This is a genomic window from Alteromonas sp. KUL49, assembly GCF_006538345.1.
Taxonomy (GTDB): Bacteria; Pseudomonadota; Gammaproteobacteria; order Enterobacterales; family Alteromonadaceae; genus Alteromonas.
On sequence record NZ_BJKL01000001.1, the window covers coordinates 224,280 to 242,359 of the forward strand.

An 18,080-nucleotide genomic window follows, 5' to 3' on the forward strand; every position below is an offset into this window, starting at 1 on the left:
AATTTATACGCTACGTATCAGAGTCTTTTGATATTAGCTGCTTCAACCACTTAATCCCTCGCACAAAAGTCTCTGGTACCGCTGTGCTGTGATCAGAATCTTTAACCACTTCCAGACCAGAAACTGACAACCCATTACCTTCCCTGCTTTTAAGTAGCGCGGTAAATTGCTGGGTAAGGTCCATGCGTGATTCTTCCAGTTCGCCAATGGAAACGAACACATTAGCCTGAACGTCACCAGTTTGCTCCGCTGTAGGGGCTTCAAGTTTCTTTAAAGAATCAAAGCTCATAAGATCGAGCGATGGGCTGCCGAGAATATAATGCTTAAAGGTATCGGGGTGCGAGAGTAAAATATACGCGCCGAACTCTGCGCCCATCGAGTACCCTAAGTAGGCATTTTCATCGATGTTAGTGCGGTAGTTATCTTCAACGTAGCCCATGACTTGATGACGAATAAAGGCTAGGTGCATGTCTGCTTGACCAAATTGATACTTAGTTTGGATGTCTTCTTTTTCATGAGCCACAAATGAGTAGTCTCTAAAACGGCTGGCGAAGGCTCGGCGATGTCCGTAATCAATAGTTGCAGGCATGTTCTTTTGCCATGAAATTCCCACCAAAATGACTTCGGGCATTAAAAACTCAGTGGCACCAGACAGTAGGTCCATGTGCCAATAGGCGTCGGTGGTATAAACAACCGGGTAGCTTTTGTCCGTATCAGCATCGTAACTCTCTGGAAGTTTGATATAGAGCTCGTACAGTCCGCCAGTGACTGAGTTGGTGATGGGAGCCACATGGGTTCTGGGCATTGGGTAGGCTTGAGTGGCCGCTAAAGCAGTATGACAGAGCAGGAGCTTAGCCATAGTAAGTAACAGTAGGTGTTTGATCATCGTGCACTCTTAACTTGGTGTAATTGAAGTGCCTACTATAGTGAGCTGCGAGTTTATCGCTTGATTTCCACCTGACTTCTTTCTGATTTTGTAGTTATTGTGAACGGTTACTGTGCATTTTTACCTTTGTTGTTCGAGTGTCAGTTCTACTACGTCTTTTCTGGCCGCTATTCGATAAGTGAGCAGTATGTGCGAATCATTCACGTCGGTAATGTAGTCGACTTCGTCTGGTAGCTGTGCCAACACCTTAAACTCTAGCGCGTCGATATTATATGACCACAATTGAAAGCTATCATTGATACTGTAAATCACATTGCCTTTAATAACTGCTCGCTTGTCGCTACCTTGCCCTTCGAGTGCTGGGATCACTGCTGCTTCTAGTGCACCTATTTGCCAAAATACGCCCTGGCTATCCATAAATATCACCTGGTTGTTGTATTTCCCTGCCCACTTTACCGGCTTATCTGTGAGAACTTCTGCACCGCCGTTCACTAGGTCAACTTCGGCTAGTTTTAGTGCGCCGTTTATCCGAACATTCACGAGTACAGTGTTCGTGCTTTCGTTCCAGTGATATAAGTCTCTTACGGCATGTTGTGAGGCCCAAGGTTGCATATCGCCATTAAGTTGTAGCGTGAAGAGTTGTGACGATCCGTTCACCAGTAAACTTTCACCACTTTGCGACCACAACAGGTTTCTCACATACGTGTTAACCGGGAACTGACTAAGTGGCCGGGAATTAGAGTCACTGTCACTGAGATCCGAAAGCCACACTTGAGAGGTGCCGTCTCCTTCAGACGAGTATGCAACGGCATTGCCACTGGGTTGGAACTTCCCTCGGTTTTCCTCAAGCATTGAACGTACAATGACATTGCTGTTTAGCTGCTCAAATTGATTGGGTAGGTCAGCAAAAGGAATAGACACAATATCGCTGTCATAATGCCCTTTAATGGCTATCATTTTTTGCCCATCGGGATGAAACTCTGGAGTGCCAATAGCATCGGTAAGGGGCAGACTGACTTTAGACACTTCTCCCTCAAAGTTTAGTGTAAATAACTGCTTGCCCGTACTAAAGATAAGCTGATCTTCGATAGGCGAAAAGTTCGGGGAAATAAAGGTGAACTTGGGAATATCTGCAGGAAATTCGATAACATGACTCGAGAGCAGTTCACCATCAGAGGACACCTTTTCAATGTATAGTTTGTTGTCGGAGTGTACTGATGTGACTGCTATCTCCCGGTTTGAGCTAGACACGTCGTACGACACCACACTGCCATTAATCACCTCGTGCAGACTATTCGTGGAATCATTTTCAATATTGTAGCGAATCAATTGCCAGCGTTGGTTTGCTTTACGCATGAGGGCAACAGTGCTCGAATCTAACCAAATAGGGGTGCGTATTTCAGTATTGGTACATTCCACCACCGTCGTGGGTGATTGGGGGGAATTTAGGGCTGCTGCAAAGTCGAGACGCTGTAAGCTGAAACAGTTCTTTTGCTGAGCGGGTGGTGTGCAGTTATTCTGTTCGATAAATGTGAGGATGTTTCCGTCAGGCGAAAATGATAAGTTTCCGTAATTGCCTAACTCCTGGGTTAACTGAAACTCTTCCTGAGTTTGAATATGCTTTGCCCACAAATTACTGGTACACAGCACCTCGGGAAAACGCTGAAATACGATGTACTGTCCGTCTGGCGAATAGGTGCTGGCGAGTTCTCTGTTGTCGGTAGAGGTCAACAGGCGAATGTCGCTTATCACTATATCGTCCGAGGACCGTGGTGTATTTAGTACAGTAATAAGCCCTGCGAAAATAGCGATAAACAAGCAGGCGGTAACAAACCACTTATTCTTCGGTCTTTCCGCCCTAGCGTCATGCGTAGATTTAACTTCATCTTCTTTCGAAGCGGTTGCCTGTTCCCAGCGAATATCCGTCTCTAAGCTATAGCCCTTTTTAGCATGAGTCTTAATAAAGTCTTGCGATTTACCATCGTCACCAAAGGCTTTACGCAGCTGTGCAATACAGCGCTGTAATGAATTAGGAGAAACAATCGTGTCTTTCCAAACATTATCCATGAGCTCTTCTTGGCTAACTACTTGGCCTTGTCGCTGGGCAAGGTAAGTGAGCACCGCCAAAGCTTTGGGTGGAATTGTCTGTGCAGTTTTATTGTGGGTAATTTGATTGCGCGACACGTCTACAAAAAAGCCGCCAATCCAATATTGTTCTGCCATAAAACCTCAAGCTTATGTTAACCGTGCACTTATATTCTAATGGAGTAACTTCTGCGATAGCTAAGGTATCACTATAACTCCCTGATAAGTATTTAAGTGCACGTGATCACTCAAAAATCAGCAAAAAATCAGGCTGTTTTCATGTGTTTTATGCCAGTAAGCGTATGTTGAAAACACAAATTCGATGAATAGCGCCAATATCAGGATTGGCTTTCAATGAAGATAAGGAATGATTTATGAGGGTAAAACTACATTCTCGACGCGCCGGGTTGCTTGGTTTGTGTGTTGCTGTTGTTACTAGTTTGAATAGCACCATAGCATTGGCAGAAACTCGCGCTACAGCACCAACAGCCAGTGCTGAAGAAGCGCCGATCAAACACTGGCGCATGCCAGAAATTGAACGCAGATTTATGGATATCTCCGAACTAGAAACGCCTTATATTAGTAGGTCGCCCGAAAATCGAGGTGACGGTATTCCAGTGGGTAGCTTAACCGGTAAAGATGGCAAAGCCATTGCCGCCCTTGCACTAGAGCTATCTACTGGTGAGCGAGGCGCTTATGACTCGTTGCTCATTGCCAAAAACAACACACTGTTGTTTGAGTCTTACTTTAAACGCGGGCGAGTGGATTTATCCCATCCCCAATCATCAGCGACAAAAAGTTATACCTCGCTTGCTCTGGGCCGCGCTATTCAGCTGGGTTACTTAACCATGGCCGATTTAGATAAACCGGTGATTAGCTTTTTAGACAATATTGATCGAGCTAACTTAGTCAGTGGTGCTGAAAAGGTCACACTTTTCAATGCGCTTACCATGACAACGGGTATAGAGATTGAAGAGGAAGTGTGGGATACCCTTCGCGAAGATACTCAGCGGGTAAACGGGCAAGGTGAGATCCAAGCCATATTAGAGGAAAGTGCGCCAATCACTGATGAATCACAAGTATTCAACTACGGCACGGGGCCACAATTTGTCATGCAAGTTATCGATGCTGTAGTGCCGGGCGGTGCAAGAGCGTTTGTTACCAAGGAAGTATTTGGCAAGTTGGGCATTACAAACTATGGCTGGCGTACAGCACCCAGTGGCCTGCCTGTTTCAGGCTCCGGGGTAAGTGTAACGTCACGGGATATGTTGAAAATGGGTATGTTGGTTATCAATGACGGTGTTTGGCAAGGTGAGCAGCTAATTTCTAAGGCTTATCTAGACAAAGCGACTAGCCGACAAATCTTCACTGGTGACGATGACATTTACGGAGGCGGTGACCTTGTCTCCAAGCAAGGCTATGGGTTCTTCTGGTGGGGAACGGAGCTTCGCTATGGTGACAAGCAGTACTATACTTTTTCGGCACAAGGCGGCGGTGGCATGTATATCATGGTAATTAAAGATTTGGATTTGATTGTGGTGGTGACCGCCCATGAGCGCAACGACATTACCCAACAAATTACAGCAGAGCGTATAGTGCCAGTATTTGCTTCTCATTGATAAAACGTACACTAGCACTGGCTGAGGATTATTGAAGATATTCAATAATCCTCAGCGCCTAAATATTGTCGCCCACTCAACTTAGTCACCTCTGGATCTCATATCCACTTCTATAATTTCTCTACATCAATCAAACAGAGGCGCTGAGCTTCTATCAGTACACAATAGCCTCCGTTTAATGATGAATTTTATTTGATCAGTACATTTTGTTTACTTTTTAATCACAAAAAGCAGCTTTAAGGCTGTTTTTGTTTTGTTTTTGTAAAAATATGATTGATTATGAGTGATAATGGTTGACTGTGGAGGCTTTGGCGGTAATATATACACCCATATTATTTACATGGCTTGTTTCACGAGAAGTGGGAGTTTTTTAAATGCCAAGCAACAATAAAGAATATCTACACGTAGACTACAGTTGGGATGACGCTAAAGCTGAAGGATTGTCTCCTGTAGATGCTCTAGTTTATCGCTCGAATATTCTGGGTGATGACCAGCGTATTACAAATACCGGTGGTGGTAATACGTCAGCAAAAGCAATGGAAATAGACCCTCTGACGGGTGAAGAAGTCGAAGTGTTGTGGGTGAAAGGCTCAGGTGGTGACCTGAGAACCTCTAAAGCGGCAAACTTCTCATCGCTTTACATGGACAAGCTTATTGCACTTCAAGACATTTATAACAATGCCGATGAAGTGGGCGTGAAAACGCAAATCGAAGACGATATGGTAGCAATGTACCGCCACGCTACGTTTAACCTAAATCCTCGAGCTACATCAATTGATACACCGCTGCATGCCTTTATACCCTACAAGCATGTTGACCACATGCACCCTAACTCTGTAATTGCAGTAGCAGCAAGTAAGAACTCTAAAGCGCTAACAACAAAAATATGGGGTGACGACCTTGTATGGACTGAGTGGCAACGTCCAGGTTTCGACCTTGGCCTTCAGCTTCAGTCTATTTGTCGTGATTACCCTGACGCTAAAGGGGCTCTTCTTGCTGGGCACGGTGTTATCAACTGGGACAACGATAACAAAGCTTGCTACGAGCTAAGTCTAGATATCATCGAAAAAGCTGCAAAGTTCATTGAAGAACACGACAAAGGCGAAATGACCTTTGGTGGTCAAAAGTATGCGAAGCTCGATGAAGAAGGCCGCCAAGCAGTGCTTGTTGAGGTACTCCCTTTCCTTCGCGGATTGGTTTCTGGTGAGAAAAAGCTTATCGGTACTGTTCAAGACGACGACACCATTTTGCGTTTTGTAAACAGTGTTGATGCACCTCGCTTAGCCGATTTAGGAACATCGTGCCCAGACCACTTCTTACGCACGAAGATCAAGCCTTTGTATGTTGATTGGAATCCAGAGACAGACTCTGTAGAGACTTTGAAAACACTACTTGAAGAAGGCGTAAGCAAGTACAAAAAAGATTACAGTGCTTACTATGAGCAGTGTAAACATGACAATTCTCCAGCACAGCGTGCTTCATCACCTTCAATCTGCTTAATACCTGGTGTTGGTATGGTTGCCTGGGGTAAGAACAAGAGTGAATCACGTGTTACTGCTGAGTTCTACAACTGTGCGGTTGAAGTTATGCGCGGTGCAGAGGCAATTGACGAGTACATCGCATTGCCACAGCAAGAAGCTTTCGATATTGAATATTGGTTACTCGAAGAAGCCAAGCTTCAGCGTATGCCAAAAGAAGCACCACTCGCACGCGATGTTGTTGTAGTTATCGGTGCTGGTGACGGTATTGGTAAAGAGACAGCGTTCCGCGTCGCTAAAGAAGGTGCACATGTAGTATGTGCAGACTTGCGCTTAAACGCTGCACAAGTTACTTCCGACGAGCTTACCGCAATTTACGGTCAAGGTATCGGTGTTGCGGGTACAGGTATTTCAGGCTGTGGTCCATCAATTGCGCTAGACGTTGATATTACAAATCGTGAAAGCGTAAAAGCGATGTTCGACAAGGTACTACTGGCTTACGGTGGTATCGATAAAGTTATCGTTACCGCGGGAGTATTCTTGGCGCCTGGACAAGCAGGTATGAGCGACGATCAAATGTTCGACGTGAGCTTTGCTGTAAACGTTAAAGGTGGCTATATTGTTGGCACTGAAGCTAACAAGATTTGGAAGGCTCAAAACCTTCCAGGCGCGCTTGTATTGACCACAAGTGTTAATGCTGCTGTCGCTAAGAAAGGCTCATTGGCATACGACACCAGTAAGTCAGCAGCAAACCACTTAGTGCGTGAGTTAGCGGTAGAGCTTTCACCTCTAGTTAATGTCAACGGACTGGCACCTGCTACTGTAGTTAAGGGCAGCACCATGTTCCCTCGTGACCGTGTTATCGCCTCATTAACCAAATACAATGTAGAGTTTGCAGAGTCTGATAGCGATGACGAATTACGCGACAAGCTAGCTCTGTTCTATGCACAGCGCACGCTAACCAAGCAGCCTATTACGCCGGCAGACCAAGCCGAGGCGGCTTATTTAATGGTGTCTGGCCAGTTGAGCAAAACTACCGGTCAAATCATCAGTGTTGATGGCGGATTACATGAAGCGTTCTTGCGCTAATCCAAGCAGTTTAGGAATACAATAATGACTCAACGTATTGATAAAGGCCTTATTGCCGAAGAAAACGCAAAGCTAGAAGGCTACTTGAACGAAGATTATGATGCATTAGCCTCAAAGCTAGCGCGCCAAAACATCAACATTGATGAAATTACTGCAAAAGCAGAAGCCTTTCAAATTGCCGTTCCTTCTTGGGGAACAGGCACGGGTGGGACGCGTTTCGCTCGGTTCCCTGGTATTGGCGAACCTCGTAACATTTGGGAAAAGCTTGAAGATAGCGCGGTCATCAACGACTTATCTCAGTGTACTGAACGCGTATCTCCGCATTTTCCTTGGGACAAGGTAGACGACTTTTCTGAACTCAAGCAGTTTTCAGATAACCTGTCTTTAAAATGGGATTCTATTAACTCAAATACGTTCCAAGACCAAGCGGGTCAAGAACATAGCTTCAAGTACGGCAGCCTAAGCAACACTAGTGCTGAGTCACGAGAACTAGCGATTCAACACAACTTAGACTGTATTGAATGGGGTAAAACTCTTGGTTCAAAAACTCTTACAGTTTGGGTAGGTGATGGTTCAAACCACCCAGGTCAGCAGCACTTTCAACATGCATTTGAGCGTTACCTCGACAGCATGAAAACAATCTATGCTGGTCTTCCTGCTGATTGGGAATTGCACATTGAACACAAAATGTTCGAGCCAGCTTTTTACTCCACCATCATTCAAGATTGGGGTAGTAACATTCTGGCTGCGATGGAACTTGGTCCACAGGCGAAGTCATTGGTTGATTTAGGTCACCACGCGCCTAACGTAAACATTGAGATGATTGTTTCGCGTTTGATTCAATTCAAGAAATTGGGTGGTTTCCACTTCAACGATTCAAAATACGGTGATGACGATTTAGACAGTGGTAGTCTTCATCCGTACCAGCAGTTCCTTATCTTCAACGAGCTGGTTGATGCAGAATATCGCAATCAAGAGGGTTTTGGCCCTAACTATATGTTAGACCAATCACACAACGTGACTGATCCTATTGAGAGCCTGATGAACTCGGCAGCAAGTGTACAGCGTTCCTACGTAGCAGCACTTCTAGTTGACCGTGTAAAACTTAGCGAATATCAGTATGAGAATGACGCATTAATGGCTAGCAATACGCTAAAACAAGCCTTCAATACTGATGTTTCACCTATTCTTGCGAAAGCTCGCATGAATAAAGGCGGCGCAATTGATCCTATCGCCGTCTACCGAGCGTCGGGTTACCGCGCTCAGGCTGGAGAAGAGCGCCCTAATAGTGGTGGCAACGGCTCTGGCATTGTGTAAATGAAATTGTGTTGAGTAGGTAAAGAATCACAAAGGTGGCTGCTTTTGTGATTCTTTTTTATTTGTGAAGGGAGAAAATACTTCCTTCTTTGCTAAGCGTAATGCGCTGAAGATAAAACCAAAAATTCAGAATAAAACAATAATAAGTTCGTCTATCGCGCAGAGTTGCCATGTGCGAGGCGAGTGTGGAGGACATCATGTCGACAGCTGAAGAGTTTGAATCTAAGCCGGTATCACCTGAAAAACTGCAAGGCGCTAAGCCTTTTGCTGCAAGTTATGCGGGCGAGCACGTTGCAGGGACTGAATTCGTTATCGGTGCTCTGTTTGTATCGTGGGGTGTAGGTGCAACAGATATTTTATTGGGCCTTTTATGGGGTAACTTACTTGCCGTACTTACCTGGGGTCTAATAACAGCGCCCATCGCCACAGACACTCGACTCACCCTTTACGCTTATCTGGAAAAAATCGCAGGTCCGGGCACCATCAAATTATACAGTGTGGTCAATGGTATTTTGTTCTGCGTGCTGGCAGGCGCAATGATCACCGTATCCGCCTCAGCAGTAAGGATCCTCTTCGGTATTGAAGACCAGGTCGGCTATTTCCCGAGCGACCTCAGATTTGTGCTGGTGGTCCTTGGTGTGGGGGCCGTTGTGGTTTACATGGCGGTGAAAGGGTTCAAGAAGCTCGCAGCCTTTGCGGAAATCTGCGCGCCATGGATGATTTTGATGTTTATTATTGGCGCTCTCGCCATGATGCCCATACTAGTGAGTGCGACTGCCGGTGTTGAAGGTATTCATAGCTTCAGTGACTTTTTGGTGGTTGCTAGCGAATCGATCTGGCGTGATACGGAAGGCGAAGTAGGCTTCTGGCATGTAATGGCCTTCGCATGGGTTGCCAACTTAGCCATGCACGGAAGCCTTGGTGACATGACACTATTGCGCTTTGCCAAAAAGCCTCAGTATGGTTACTTCTCAGCTCTGGGTATGTTTATCGGTCACTACCTCGCGTGGGTGTGTGCAGGCATTATGGGAGCGGGTAGCGCAATCGTATTGCAAACCACCATCACTGCTATAGACCCAGGATCAGTAGCGTACACAGCGCTCGGTGCGTCGGGCATTTTGGCGGTGATTATTGCCGGTTGGACAACATCTAACCCCACCATTTATCGCGCTGGTCTTGCGTTTAGCTCACTGAACCACAAATGGGGACGTACCCGTGTGACTATAGTTGTGGGCGTAATCACTACTATAATTGCTTGCTCCCCTTTTGTGTTTTCGGGGTTGCTCGGGTTTGTCGGTTACATGGGATTATTACTTGCGCCAGTAGGTGCCATCATAGTCACAGAACATTGGATTTTCCCTAAAATTGGCTTCACGCGTTACTGGTCGAAATACAAGGGTAATACGACAAACTGGGCGGCTTTTTCTACCTGGATCGTGTCGATGATTGCGGGTATTGCCGTTGAACAAGCCGGTCTATTGCACTTGTTCTTCATTCTTATTCCTCTTTGGGTCTTTGCGACTGCGCTTTATATTGGTTTGGCGTCGATGATGGGGGCAAAAGCAGATTACCCTGAAGCAAAAGATGCTGAGCGAGAAGAAGTTAAACGAAAAATTGCAGAAGTTCGCTACCTCAAAGGTGAGGATGGTGAAAGTGTGGCGATTGAAAGTGTAGAGCCGATGATGGCGGTATTAGCAAAGTACGTATCTTGGTCTGCACTAATTGTATGCGTTGGTATGGGCGTAATGGCCTATCTAGAGGGGGATTCAACCCTATTATCGTCGTGGTTGATTTTCCCTACGTTGACTTATTTCGTTACAGCGACCTATGCATATCTTGCTTCGAAGGAAGATTCAGATGCATCGGCTGGTGAGGCGGTACAATCGAACTAACCGCTAGTTCAAAGTATTAATTATCTATTCTAGAGCGTCATTGTTATTCGAAAAGCCATCTCATGGCACGCAATGACGCTTTTATTAAGTTGTTAAGAGTACCCTATGCGTTTAAAGCAATGTCACAATTTTAAAGATTTCAGAAAGCTCGCCCAACGTAGACTTCCAGGGCCAATTTTTAACTATATCGATGGTGCTGCAGACGACGAAGTAACGTACAGAAACAATACCACGAGTTTTGAAGAATGTGATTTGATCCCAAGTGTTCTCAGAGGCGTTGAGTCTGTCGATATGTCTACCACTGTGATGGGACAAAAGCTCGACCTACCCGTGTATTGTTCGCCAACTGCCTTACAGCGGCTGTTTCACCACCGTGGTGAGCGTGCAGTAGCGGCAGCTGCTTCTAAGTACGGTACCATGTTTGGCGTGTCGTCTTTGGGTACGGTGAGTATGGAAGAGCTACGTAAAACCTACTCTACCCCACAAGTATTCCAGTTTTACTTTCATAAAGATCGTGGTTTGAACCGCGCTATGCTTGAGCGAGCAAAGGAAGCTGGCGTGGAAGTGCTCATGCTAACGGTTGATAGTATTACCGGCGGCAACAGAGAGCGAGATTTACGTACTGGATTCTCAATTCCATTTAAACTCACTCTCGCTGGTATGCTCCAGTTCGCTATTAAGCCAATGTGGGGCATCAACTACGTTACTCACGAGAGTTTCAAACTTCCCCAACTTGATAGCCATGTGGATATGAGTGGTGGTGCGTTGTCTATCGGGCGTTACTTTACCGAGATGCTAGATCCTTCCATGAACTGGGACGACGTTGCCGAAATGGCAGAGTTCTGGGATGGTCAATTTTGCCTCAAAGGTATTATGTCGGGTGATGACGCAAAGCGTGCGGCAGATGTAGGCTGTACCGGTGTTATTCTGTCGAATCACGGCGGACGTCAATTGGATGGCTCAAGCACTGCATTCCACCAACTTACCGAGGTTGTTGATGCGGCGGGAGACAGGCTAGACGTTATGATGGACGGTGGTGTACAGCGCGGAACTCATGTACTCAAAGCCCTTTCTCTAGGCGCTAAAGCCGTTGGGCTCGGTCGTTATTATCTTTTCCCTTTGGCTGCTGCGGGTCAACCCGGTGTAGAACGAGCCCTTGGTCAAATGCGTGCGGAAATTGAGCGTGCAATGAAGCTCATGGGATGTACATCACTTGACCAACTTACTCGTGGAAACCTGCGTTTTCGCTAGTGCTGTAATTACCCTAACCCAACGCCCAGAAAGACCACTGCTATGACAAAACACAATAATGAACATGCGCTAATCATCGACATTGGTAAGACTCACGTTAAGCTTCATATCTTAAATGGTACTTGTGAAAGTGTGTTTTCAAAACAAATGTCGAATACGGTGGACACAAGCGGGCCTTTCCCGAGTGCTCGTGTCGAAGATATTTGGGATTGGCTTTGCAGCGCTATATGCGAAGCTTCAAGTGATTACTTCATCGCTAAAATGACAATTACTACCCACGGCGCAACCGCTGCACTTATAGACAATACAAAGCAAGGAACTAATGGGCTTGTACTTCCTGTATTGGACTACGAATACACCGATACTTTTAGCAATTCGGAAGCTTATCAAACAGCGTGTAGTCCTTTTGAGCATACCTACTCACCGTCGTTGCCTGCTGGTTTGAACTTGGGAAGGCAACTGTTTTGGCTGAAGCAACATTATCCAGATAGTTTCGGCAAGGCTACTGATATATTGATGTATCCTCAGTACTGGGCATGGCGATTCACCGGTGCCCGTTACTCCGAAATAACTTCACTCGGTTGTCATACTGACTTATGGTCAATCGAAAATAACGACTACTCAGCTTTGGTTGATACCCTTGATTGTCGTGACAAGTTTCCACCTATGGCGCCGGCGTGGCAATCTTGTGGTGTGATACTTCCGGACTTAGCCAATCAGCTTGGGTTACCTGAAACCTGTGAATTTTTCAGTGGTATTCACGACAGCAATGCGAGTTTTCTGCGCTACCGTTTAGCGCAAGAGAGCACACCCTTTACGGTAATCTCAACTGGCACCTGGACCATTCTCATGGCATCGCAAGTCGAGCTATCAAATCTTGATGCGAGTCGCGATATGCTTGCCAATATTGATGCTCTTGGCTCTCCTATTGCTTGCGCCCGTTTTATGGGGGGACGAGAATTTGAAGCAATATGTGAGCAGGCTGGATCATGGTTGGGCGAACAATTTGGTTTAGATGACATTCAAAAGGTGATTGATAGCCAAGTATTTGCGCTGCCGGACTTTAGTGATGGAAGCGGTCCGTTTGGTGGACGAAAGGCCGAGTTCATTGGGCAAGTCGATAAAGTGAGTGGTATAGCGTTAGCTACGCTTTATTGTGCACTGATGATCGACCATCAACTTGATAACCTTGATGCGCAAGGGGACATCTATATCGAGGGAGCTTTCCTCAAAAATCCACTTCTGTGTGCTTTAGTTAATCAACTGAGAAGTCACCAGCAGGTTCTGCTGTCAAAGGATGCTACGGGTACTGTACTTGGAGCTGCATATCTTACGTGTTGGGAGGAGGCGTCAAGCCAAATCGACACTGAGATGGCTGCGAAAGTCGATGTGGTTGGCTTGACTGACTACAAAGCTCAATGGCTTCAACAACTAGCCGACCACCACTGATAAACTCACTGACGACGTTTTATTCGTCGTCAGCTTCTTCAACAAGAATAACTTCAATTCCATTGCTTTCGAAATAAGCAACAAGATCAGCATTAGCACCTGTGTCGGTGATCAAAATATCTACGTCAGATAATGGACACAAAATGAAGTTGCTACGCTTACCTAGCTTACTGCTATCAGCCAAAATAACTAATTTCTCAGTCTGCTTTTTAAGTTTTTGCTCTGAGCGAATAAGTAGTGGATCTGATTCCATCACGCCAAACTTGCCAATGCCAGGCGTCCCCATGAACATCATGCTGCCGTGATAGTACTCAGTGCTATCCTTTTCGTATGAACTTAAAACGATACCTTGCTCGCGATAAATTTCACCACCTGGAAGACTCACTTGGCTGTCGCTGTTTTCAGTGAGGTAATTGGCAAGCACAAAAGAGTTGGTGAGAATGTTCAAGTGAATGTCAGTGAGAAACTCACCCATCATATAAGTAGAGCTACCACCATTAATGATGATGGAATCACCTTCTTCACAAAGCTGAGCTGCGCGTTCAGCGATCAATCGCTTGGTATTTGCGCGCTTATTTTTGTCAACGATAAAAGCAGAACTTGCTAAGTGCTTTTTCTTAGGTTGGCTATTAATAGATTCTGCGCCACCGCGGATCTTATTAATTTCGCCACGCTTTGCCATTTTGGTGATATCGCGTCTGATAGTTGCTTCGGACGCGTTAAGCTTTTCAGTCAAGCTGCGAACACTAGCAAACTGTTGTTGATCAAGAATATCTTTTATTAGTTGTTGCCTATGTTTTTCAAGCATGGGTAAGGCGTTTCCTAAGCTATCGTTATTTTCCATCAGTTTGCTCATATTCTATCGGCAATTCTAGTTATGTACAGTTATATCCTAATATAACATCTTATGACTAAATAAGACAGGTGTTGATTATTTGTTGTTAATTTGTGACTATTTTAGTGACTGAATGTTGAGCATATGATCTAATTTTTGAGTGAAATAGACCGATTTAACCGTTTTTCTTCAGATATTTAGCCCTGAAACAGGATCAGCCCGAGCATTATTAATTGGTCATGATTAGCTTTTATTTTTCATAAATAATCTTCACCGCTCATTTACAATCAATTTTTAAGTGGTTAGAATGAAAAACCTGTGTTTTTTAGCGATTTTTGAGTATTTGTTCATTTAGTACACATGAATATTGTGAACAGGTAAGGCCAATAATTGTTAGTAACAAGAACGAAAAAATAAGGTAGCACTTTGAAAATTGCAATTCTCGGCGAATGTATGGTGGAGCTAAGTCAGCAAGCTGATGGGCGGTTTAACATGGGCTTTGGTGGCGATACCTTGAATACTGCCGTGTACTTGGCGAGAAACGGCGGGCAATGTGACTACTTCACCGCGCTAGGTGAAGATGAATATAGTCAGAACATGATGTTGAATTGGGCTGAAGAAGGCATCGGCACCAAGCAAATCAAAGTCTACAAAGATTGTTTACCTGGTTTGTACGTGATTAAAAATGATGATGATGGGGAACGACATTTTCATTATTGGCGTCAGAATGCGCCAGTGAAGCAGCTGCTATCCCGATCGCCGGAAGTGTTTCAAGAACTTCAGCGCTATCCCCTTGTTTTTCTGACTGGAATCACCTTATCCCTATTCAATGATGAAGACCGAGAGCTTTTATATAGCTTTCTTTCTGGGTATAGAGAGAACGGCGGCATCGTTGCTTTCGACAACAATTTCAGACCTAAGAATTGGCGCTCGATGAATCATGCGCTTAACAATTACAAGCGAATGATGTCATGTACGGACATTGCGCTGCTCAGTTTTGATGATGAATTGGAACTGTATGGCGAACACACCGTTGTTGACTGTATTGCACGCTGGCAGAACGGTGGTGCCAATGAGGTTATCGTGAAGCGAGGTGCTGAAGGCTGTGTGGTTGCAAGTGACGATAGTGTAGAGGTTATCCATCAAGAGCACGTTGTTAAGCCGGTTGATACTACCTCTGCTGGAGATTCGTTCAACGGTGCTTATCTAGCGAATAAGTTGAACAACAAATCCATACAAGAATGCGTCAAAGCAGCCAACTTTTGCGCAAGTGTTGTTGTTATGCACAAAGGTGCAATTGTACCGCGAGAAATTAACCTTGTACTGGGGCAGCAGTGATGAAAAAGCTCTTACTCAGAAGTATCTTGTTGTGCGCCGCGTTAACACAGCTCTCAGGCTGTAATAACGAAGATGAAAGTGTCACTTCTATACGATTAGCCCATGGCCTTGATACCAAGCATCCCGTACATCAATCCTTGGTGTACATGGGAGAAGAGTTACATCGCTTGTCTTACGGTACTATGGACATGAAGATTTTCCCTTCAGGTCAACTGGGCTCAGAAAGGGAAATTGTAGAGTTGCTGCAGATTGGTACCTTAGACATGACTAAGGTCTCTGCTAGTTCTCTAGAAGCTTTCGTACCAGAGATGAAAGTCTTTAGTTTGCCCTATTTGTTTAACGACAGTGAGCATTTTTGGAAAACCTTGAACAGTGACCTTGGTAAAGGTTTGCTGGAGGCTGGCAGCGAATACCGCGTTAAAGGATTAGGTTACTTCGATGCGGGTAGCCGAAGCTTCTATACCACTGATGTACGTGTTGACAAGCCGTCTGATTTAGACGGTCTGAAAATACGCGTAATGAATAGTCAATCTGCCGTAGATATGGTGAATACCATCGGTGGATCCGCTACCCCAGTAAGCTGGGGAGAACTATATACTGCATTACAGCAAGGCATAGTTGAAGGTGCTGAAAATAACCCGCCTAGTTTCTTTTTCTCCAAACATTATGAAGTCAGTAAGTATTACTTGCTCGACGAACATACCTCAATACCTGATGTGATTGTCATAGGTACTCACCGTTGGAATAGCCTGACTGCCCAACAGCAAGAGTGGCTGAATGAAGCAATGAGATTGGCCACAGAATATCAACGAAAACTTTGGGCCGAATCCACTGAAATGTCCCTTCGAGAGGTGCAGGCCGCGGGTGTGGAAGTGATTGTGGCTGATAAAACAGCCTTTCAGCAAGTGGTAGAACCTTTATACCAAGAATTAGAGGGGCAGCCTGTAGGCGAGTTGGCAGCCGCAATTAAAATGTTGGGAGAGCAGCAGTAATGACGTTTTTATCCACTTTGGTGGAGCATGTTGATAGGTGTTTGCGAGTATTACTCGCCACCTTAATGGCATTGCTCGTTCTAGACGTTACTTGGCAGGTCACTACAAGATTTATTTTGACACAGCCGAGTTCATTTACCGAAGAGGTGGCTAGGTTCCTGTTGATATGGGTGAGCCTTATTGGCGGTGCTTACGCTTATCGACTGAAAAGTCACTTGGGTTTTGATCTTCTTATTCGGAACCTCTCGCTTGCAAAAGCGAAATTCATGTTCAGATTAACCTGTTTGTTAGTCGCGATATTTGCGATAGCTGTACTCATTATTGGTGGCGGGAACCTAGTTCACCTTACGTGGACACTAGGGCAATTCTCTCCCGTACTCAATGTGCCTATGGCATACATTTACGCGGTAATACCTTTCAGTGGTGTGTTATTCCTGCTTTATAGCATTGTCTTTTTTGTCGATGCTGAATTGCACGTAACACATACATCAAGCTCTGACGATACACAGGGAAAAGCTAATGGTTAGTTTGTTATTGTTTGGCATTTTTGCCCTGTTGCTCCTTATTAATTTACCTATCGCCTTGGCGATCATCTTCGCGACCCTGGTAACTATGCTCATGACCATTGACGGTCTGCCAGCATTGACCACTATTGCACAGCGTTTATCAACGGGTATCGATAGTTTTGCCCTGCTCGCTATTCCTTATTTCATATTGTCTGGCTACTTGATGGGTCAGGGGGGAATAGCCCATCGATTGATTGCCTTTGCCAAAGTGTTGGTTGGAAGACTTCCCGGCGGTTTGGCATTTGTGAATGTAATTTCATGTGCGTTATTTGGCTCTATTTCTGGGTCTGCCGTGGCCTCAACCTCTGCTATTGGTGGGTTTATGATTCCTGCGATGAAGAAAGAAGGTTACGACAGACCATTCAGCACCGCAGTAACGGTGACAGCGGCTACTACCGGCATGCTTATACCGCCGAGTAATATCCTTATCATCTATTCACTGGCCAGTGGTGGAGTGTCTATCGCTGCTCTATTTATTGCAGGCTACTTACCAGGGATTCTGGTGACTTTGCTACTGATTGCGGCGGCATATTTGTACGTTAAGAAACAGGATATAAAGCCACTACAAGCGGAAACTATCGAACCGTTTTGGCCATCATTCTTTGGTGCTATTCCAAGTTTACTGCTTATCGTGCTGATCATTGGTGGAATAATTGGTGGCTTTTTCACGCCAACTGAGGCGGGCGCTGTGGCTGTGCTCTACTCGCTGGCACTATCGCTGCTGATGTATAAAGAGCTTACTGTAAAAGACCTTTACCCCATTTTACTTAAGTCGGTAAATACCACAGCTATTGTTATGCTGCTTATTGGTGCCTCTTCGGCAATGTCATGGTTGATGTCTTATGAGTCTGTGCCTCAATCGATCAGTGAGACTCTACTCAATCTATCTGATAACCCACTAATGATCCTGCTGATTATCAATCTAACCCTGTTATTGATTGGCACCTTTATGGATATGACACCAGCAGTGTTGATTTTTACGCCTATCTTCCTTCCTGTTGCAGAGTCGCTAGGTATATCACCACTTCATTTTGGCATCATGATGATCCTTAACCTTTCTATCGGACTATGCACGCCACCGGTGGGAAGTGTGCTGTTTGTGGGATGCAGTATTGGAAAGGTCAATATCAGCGAAATTATCCGACCTATTTTACCGCTCTATGGCGCAATGATACTGGCACTGATTTTAGTGTCGGCATTCCCAGCGATAAGCGAATTTTTACCGCGACTATTAGGTTTGATATAGCAAACCCATACGCGAACTTAAACCTCAGTTAGGTGTT

At 45.2% G+C, this 18,080-nt stretch carries 13 protein-coding genes; 10 read left to right on the forward strand and 3 right to left on the reverse strand.

Annotated features, from left to right (window positions below):
• Positions 1–10: 10 nt before the first annotated feature.
• Both EYS00_RS01065 and EYS00_RS01070 read right to left on the reverse strand, forming a co-directional pair.
• A complete protein-coding gene (locus tag EYS00_RS01065) occupies positions 11–886 on the reverse strand; it encodes an alpha/beta hydrolase (RefSeq protein ID WP_130634731.1) in 876 nt (291 codons plus the stop codon).
• A 120-nt stretch (positions 887–1,006) separates the two neighbouring features.
• Positions 1,007–3,109 carry a transcriptional regulator gene (locus tag EYS00_RS01070; RefSeq protein WP_130634732.1) on the reverse strand — a complete coding sequence of 701 codons (2,103 nt, stop codon included), beginning with the start codon at positions 3,107–3,109 and terminating at the stop codon, positions 1,007–1,009.
• A 236-nt stretch (positions 3,110–3,345) separates the two neighbouring features.
• Here EYS00_RS01070 and EYS00_RS01075 point away from each other — a divergent pair, with 236 nt between their 5' ends.
• The 6 genes from EYS00_RS01075 (at position 3,346) to EYS00_RS01100 (ending at position 13,066) form a co-directional block, all read left to right on the forward strand.
• Entirely contained in the window at positions 3,346–4,590 is a 1,245-nt protein-coding gene (locus EYS00_RS01075) for a serine hydrolase (RefSeq protein WP_130634733.1), read from the forward strand.
• A gap of 374 nt (positions 4,591–4,964) precedes the next feature.
• Positions 4,965–7,157 (forward strand): bifunctional rhamnulose-1-phosphate aldolase/short-chain dehydrogenase, encoded by a 2,193-nt coding sequence (locus tag EYS00_RS01080; protein WP_130634734.1) that lies wholly within the window; start codon positions 4,965–4,967, stop codon positions 7,155–7,157.
• A gap of 24 nt (positions 7,158–7,181) precedes the next feature.
• Positions 7,182–8,474: an L-rhamnose catabolism isomerase gene (gene rhaI / locus EYS00_RS01085; protein ID WP_130634735.1), complete on the forward strand. Its 1,293-nt coding sequence runs from the start codon at positions 7,182–7,184 to the stop codon at positions 8,472–8,474.
• Positions 8,475–8,671: 197 nt separating this feature from the next.
• Entirely contained in the window at positions 8,672–10,366 is a 1,695-nt protein-coding gene (locus EYS00_RS01090; protein ID WP_130634736.1) for a cytosine permease, read from the forward strand.
• A gap of 105 nt (positions 10,367–10,471) precedes the next feature.
• Positions 10,472–11,617 carry an alpha-hydroxy acid oxidase gene (locus EYS00_RS01095; protein ID WP_130634737.1) on the forward strand — a complete coding sequence of 382 codons (1,146 nt, stop codon included), beginning with the start codon at positions 10,472–10,474 and terminating at the stop codon, positions 11,615–11,617.
• Between the two features lie 42 nt (positions 11,618–11,659).
• The gene (locus EYS00_RS01100; RefSeq protein ID WP_130634738.1) at positions 11,660–13,066 is read left to right on the forward strand and encodes an FGGY-family carbohydrate kinase; all 1,407 of its coding nucleotides are present in this window, start codon (positions 11,660–11,662) and stop codon (positions 13,064–13,066) included.
• A gap of 19 nt (positions 13,067–13,085) precedes the next feature.
• On the opposite strand, the gene EYS00_RS01105 is transcribed toward EYS00_RS01100, so the two are convergent.
• Positions 13,086–13,910, reverse strand: coding sequence for a DeoR/GlpR family DNA-binding transcription regulator (locus EYS00_RS01105; protein WP_242618598.1), 825 nt, complete (start codon positions 13,908–13,910; stop codon positions 13,086–13,088).
• Positions 13,911–14,327: 417 nt separating this feature from the next.
• On the opposite strand from EYS00_RS01105, the gene EYS00_RS01110 reads away from it, so the two are divergent.
• Genes EYS00_RS01110 through EYS00_RS01125 form a run of 4 tightly spaced genes read left to right on the forward strand, consistent with a single transcriptional unit; the run spans position 14,328 to position 18,043 of the window.
• On the forward strand, positions 14,328–15,239 hold the full coding sequence (locus tag EYS00_RS01110) for a sugar kinase (protein ID WP_130634739.1): 912 nt from the start codon (positions 14,328–14,330) through the stop codon (positions 15,237–15,239).
• Entirely contained in the window at positions 15,239–16,231 is a 993-nt protein-coding gene (locus tag EYS00_RS01115) for a TRAP transporter substrate-binding protein (protein WP_130634740.1), read from the forward strand. The genes EYS00_RS01110 and EYS00_RS01115 overlap by 1 nt, the downstream gene beginning before the upstream one ends.
• Entirely contained in the window at positions 16,231–16,758 is a 528-nt protein-coding gene (locus EYS00_RS01120) for a TRAP transporter small permease (RefSeq protein ID WP_130634741.1), read from the forward strand. Before EYS00_RS01115 ends, EYS00_RS01120 begins: the two co-directional genes overlap by 1 nt.
• The gene (locus EYS00_RS01125) at positions 16,751–18,043 is read left to right on the forward strand and encodes a TRAP transporter large permease (protein ID WP_130634742.1); all 1,293 of its coding nucleotides are present in this window, start codon (positions 16,751–16,753) and stop codon (positions 18,041–18,043) included. The genes EYS00_RS01120 and EYS00_RS01125 overlap by 8 nt, the downstream gene beginning before the upstream one ends.
• Positions 18,044–18,080 lie beyond the last annotated feature (37 nt).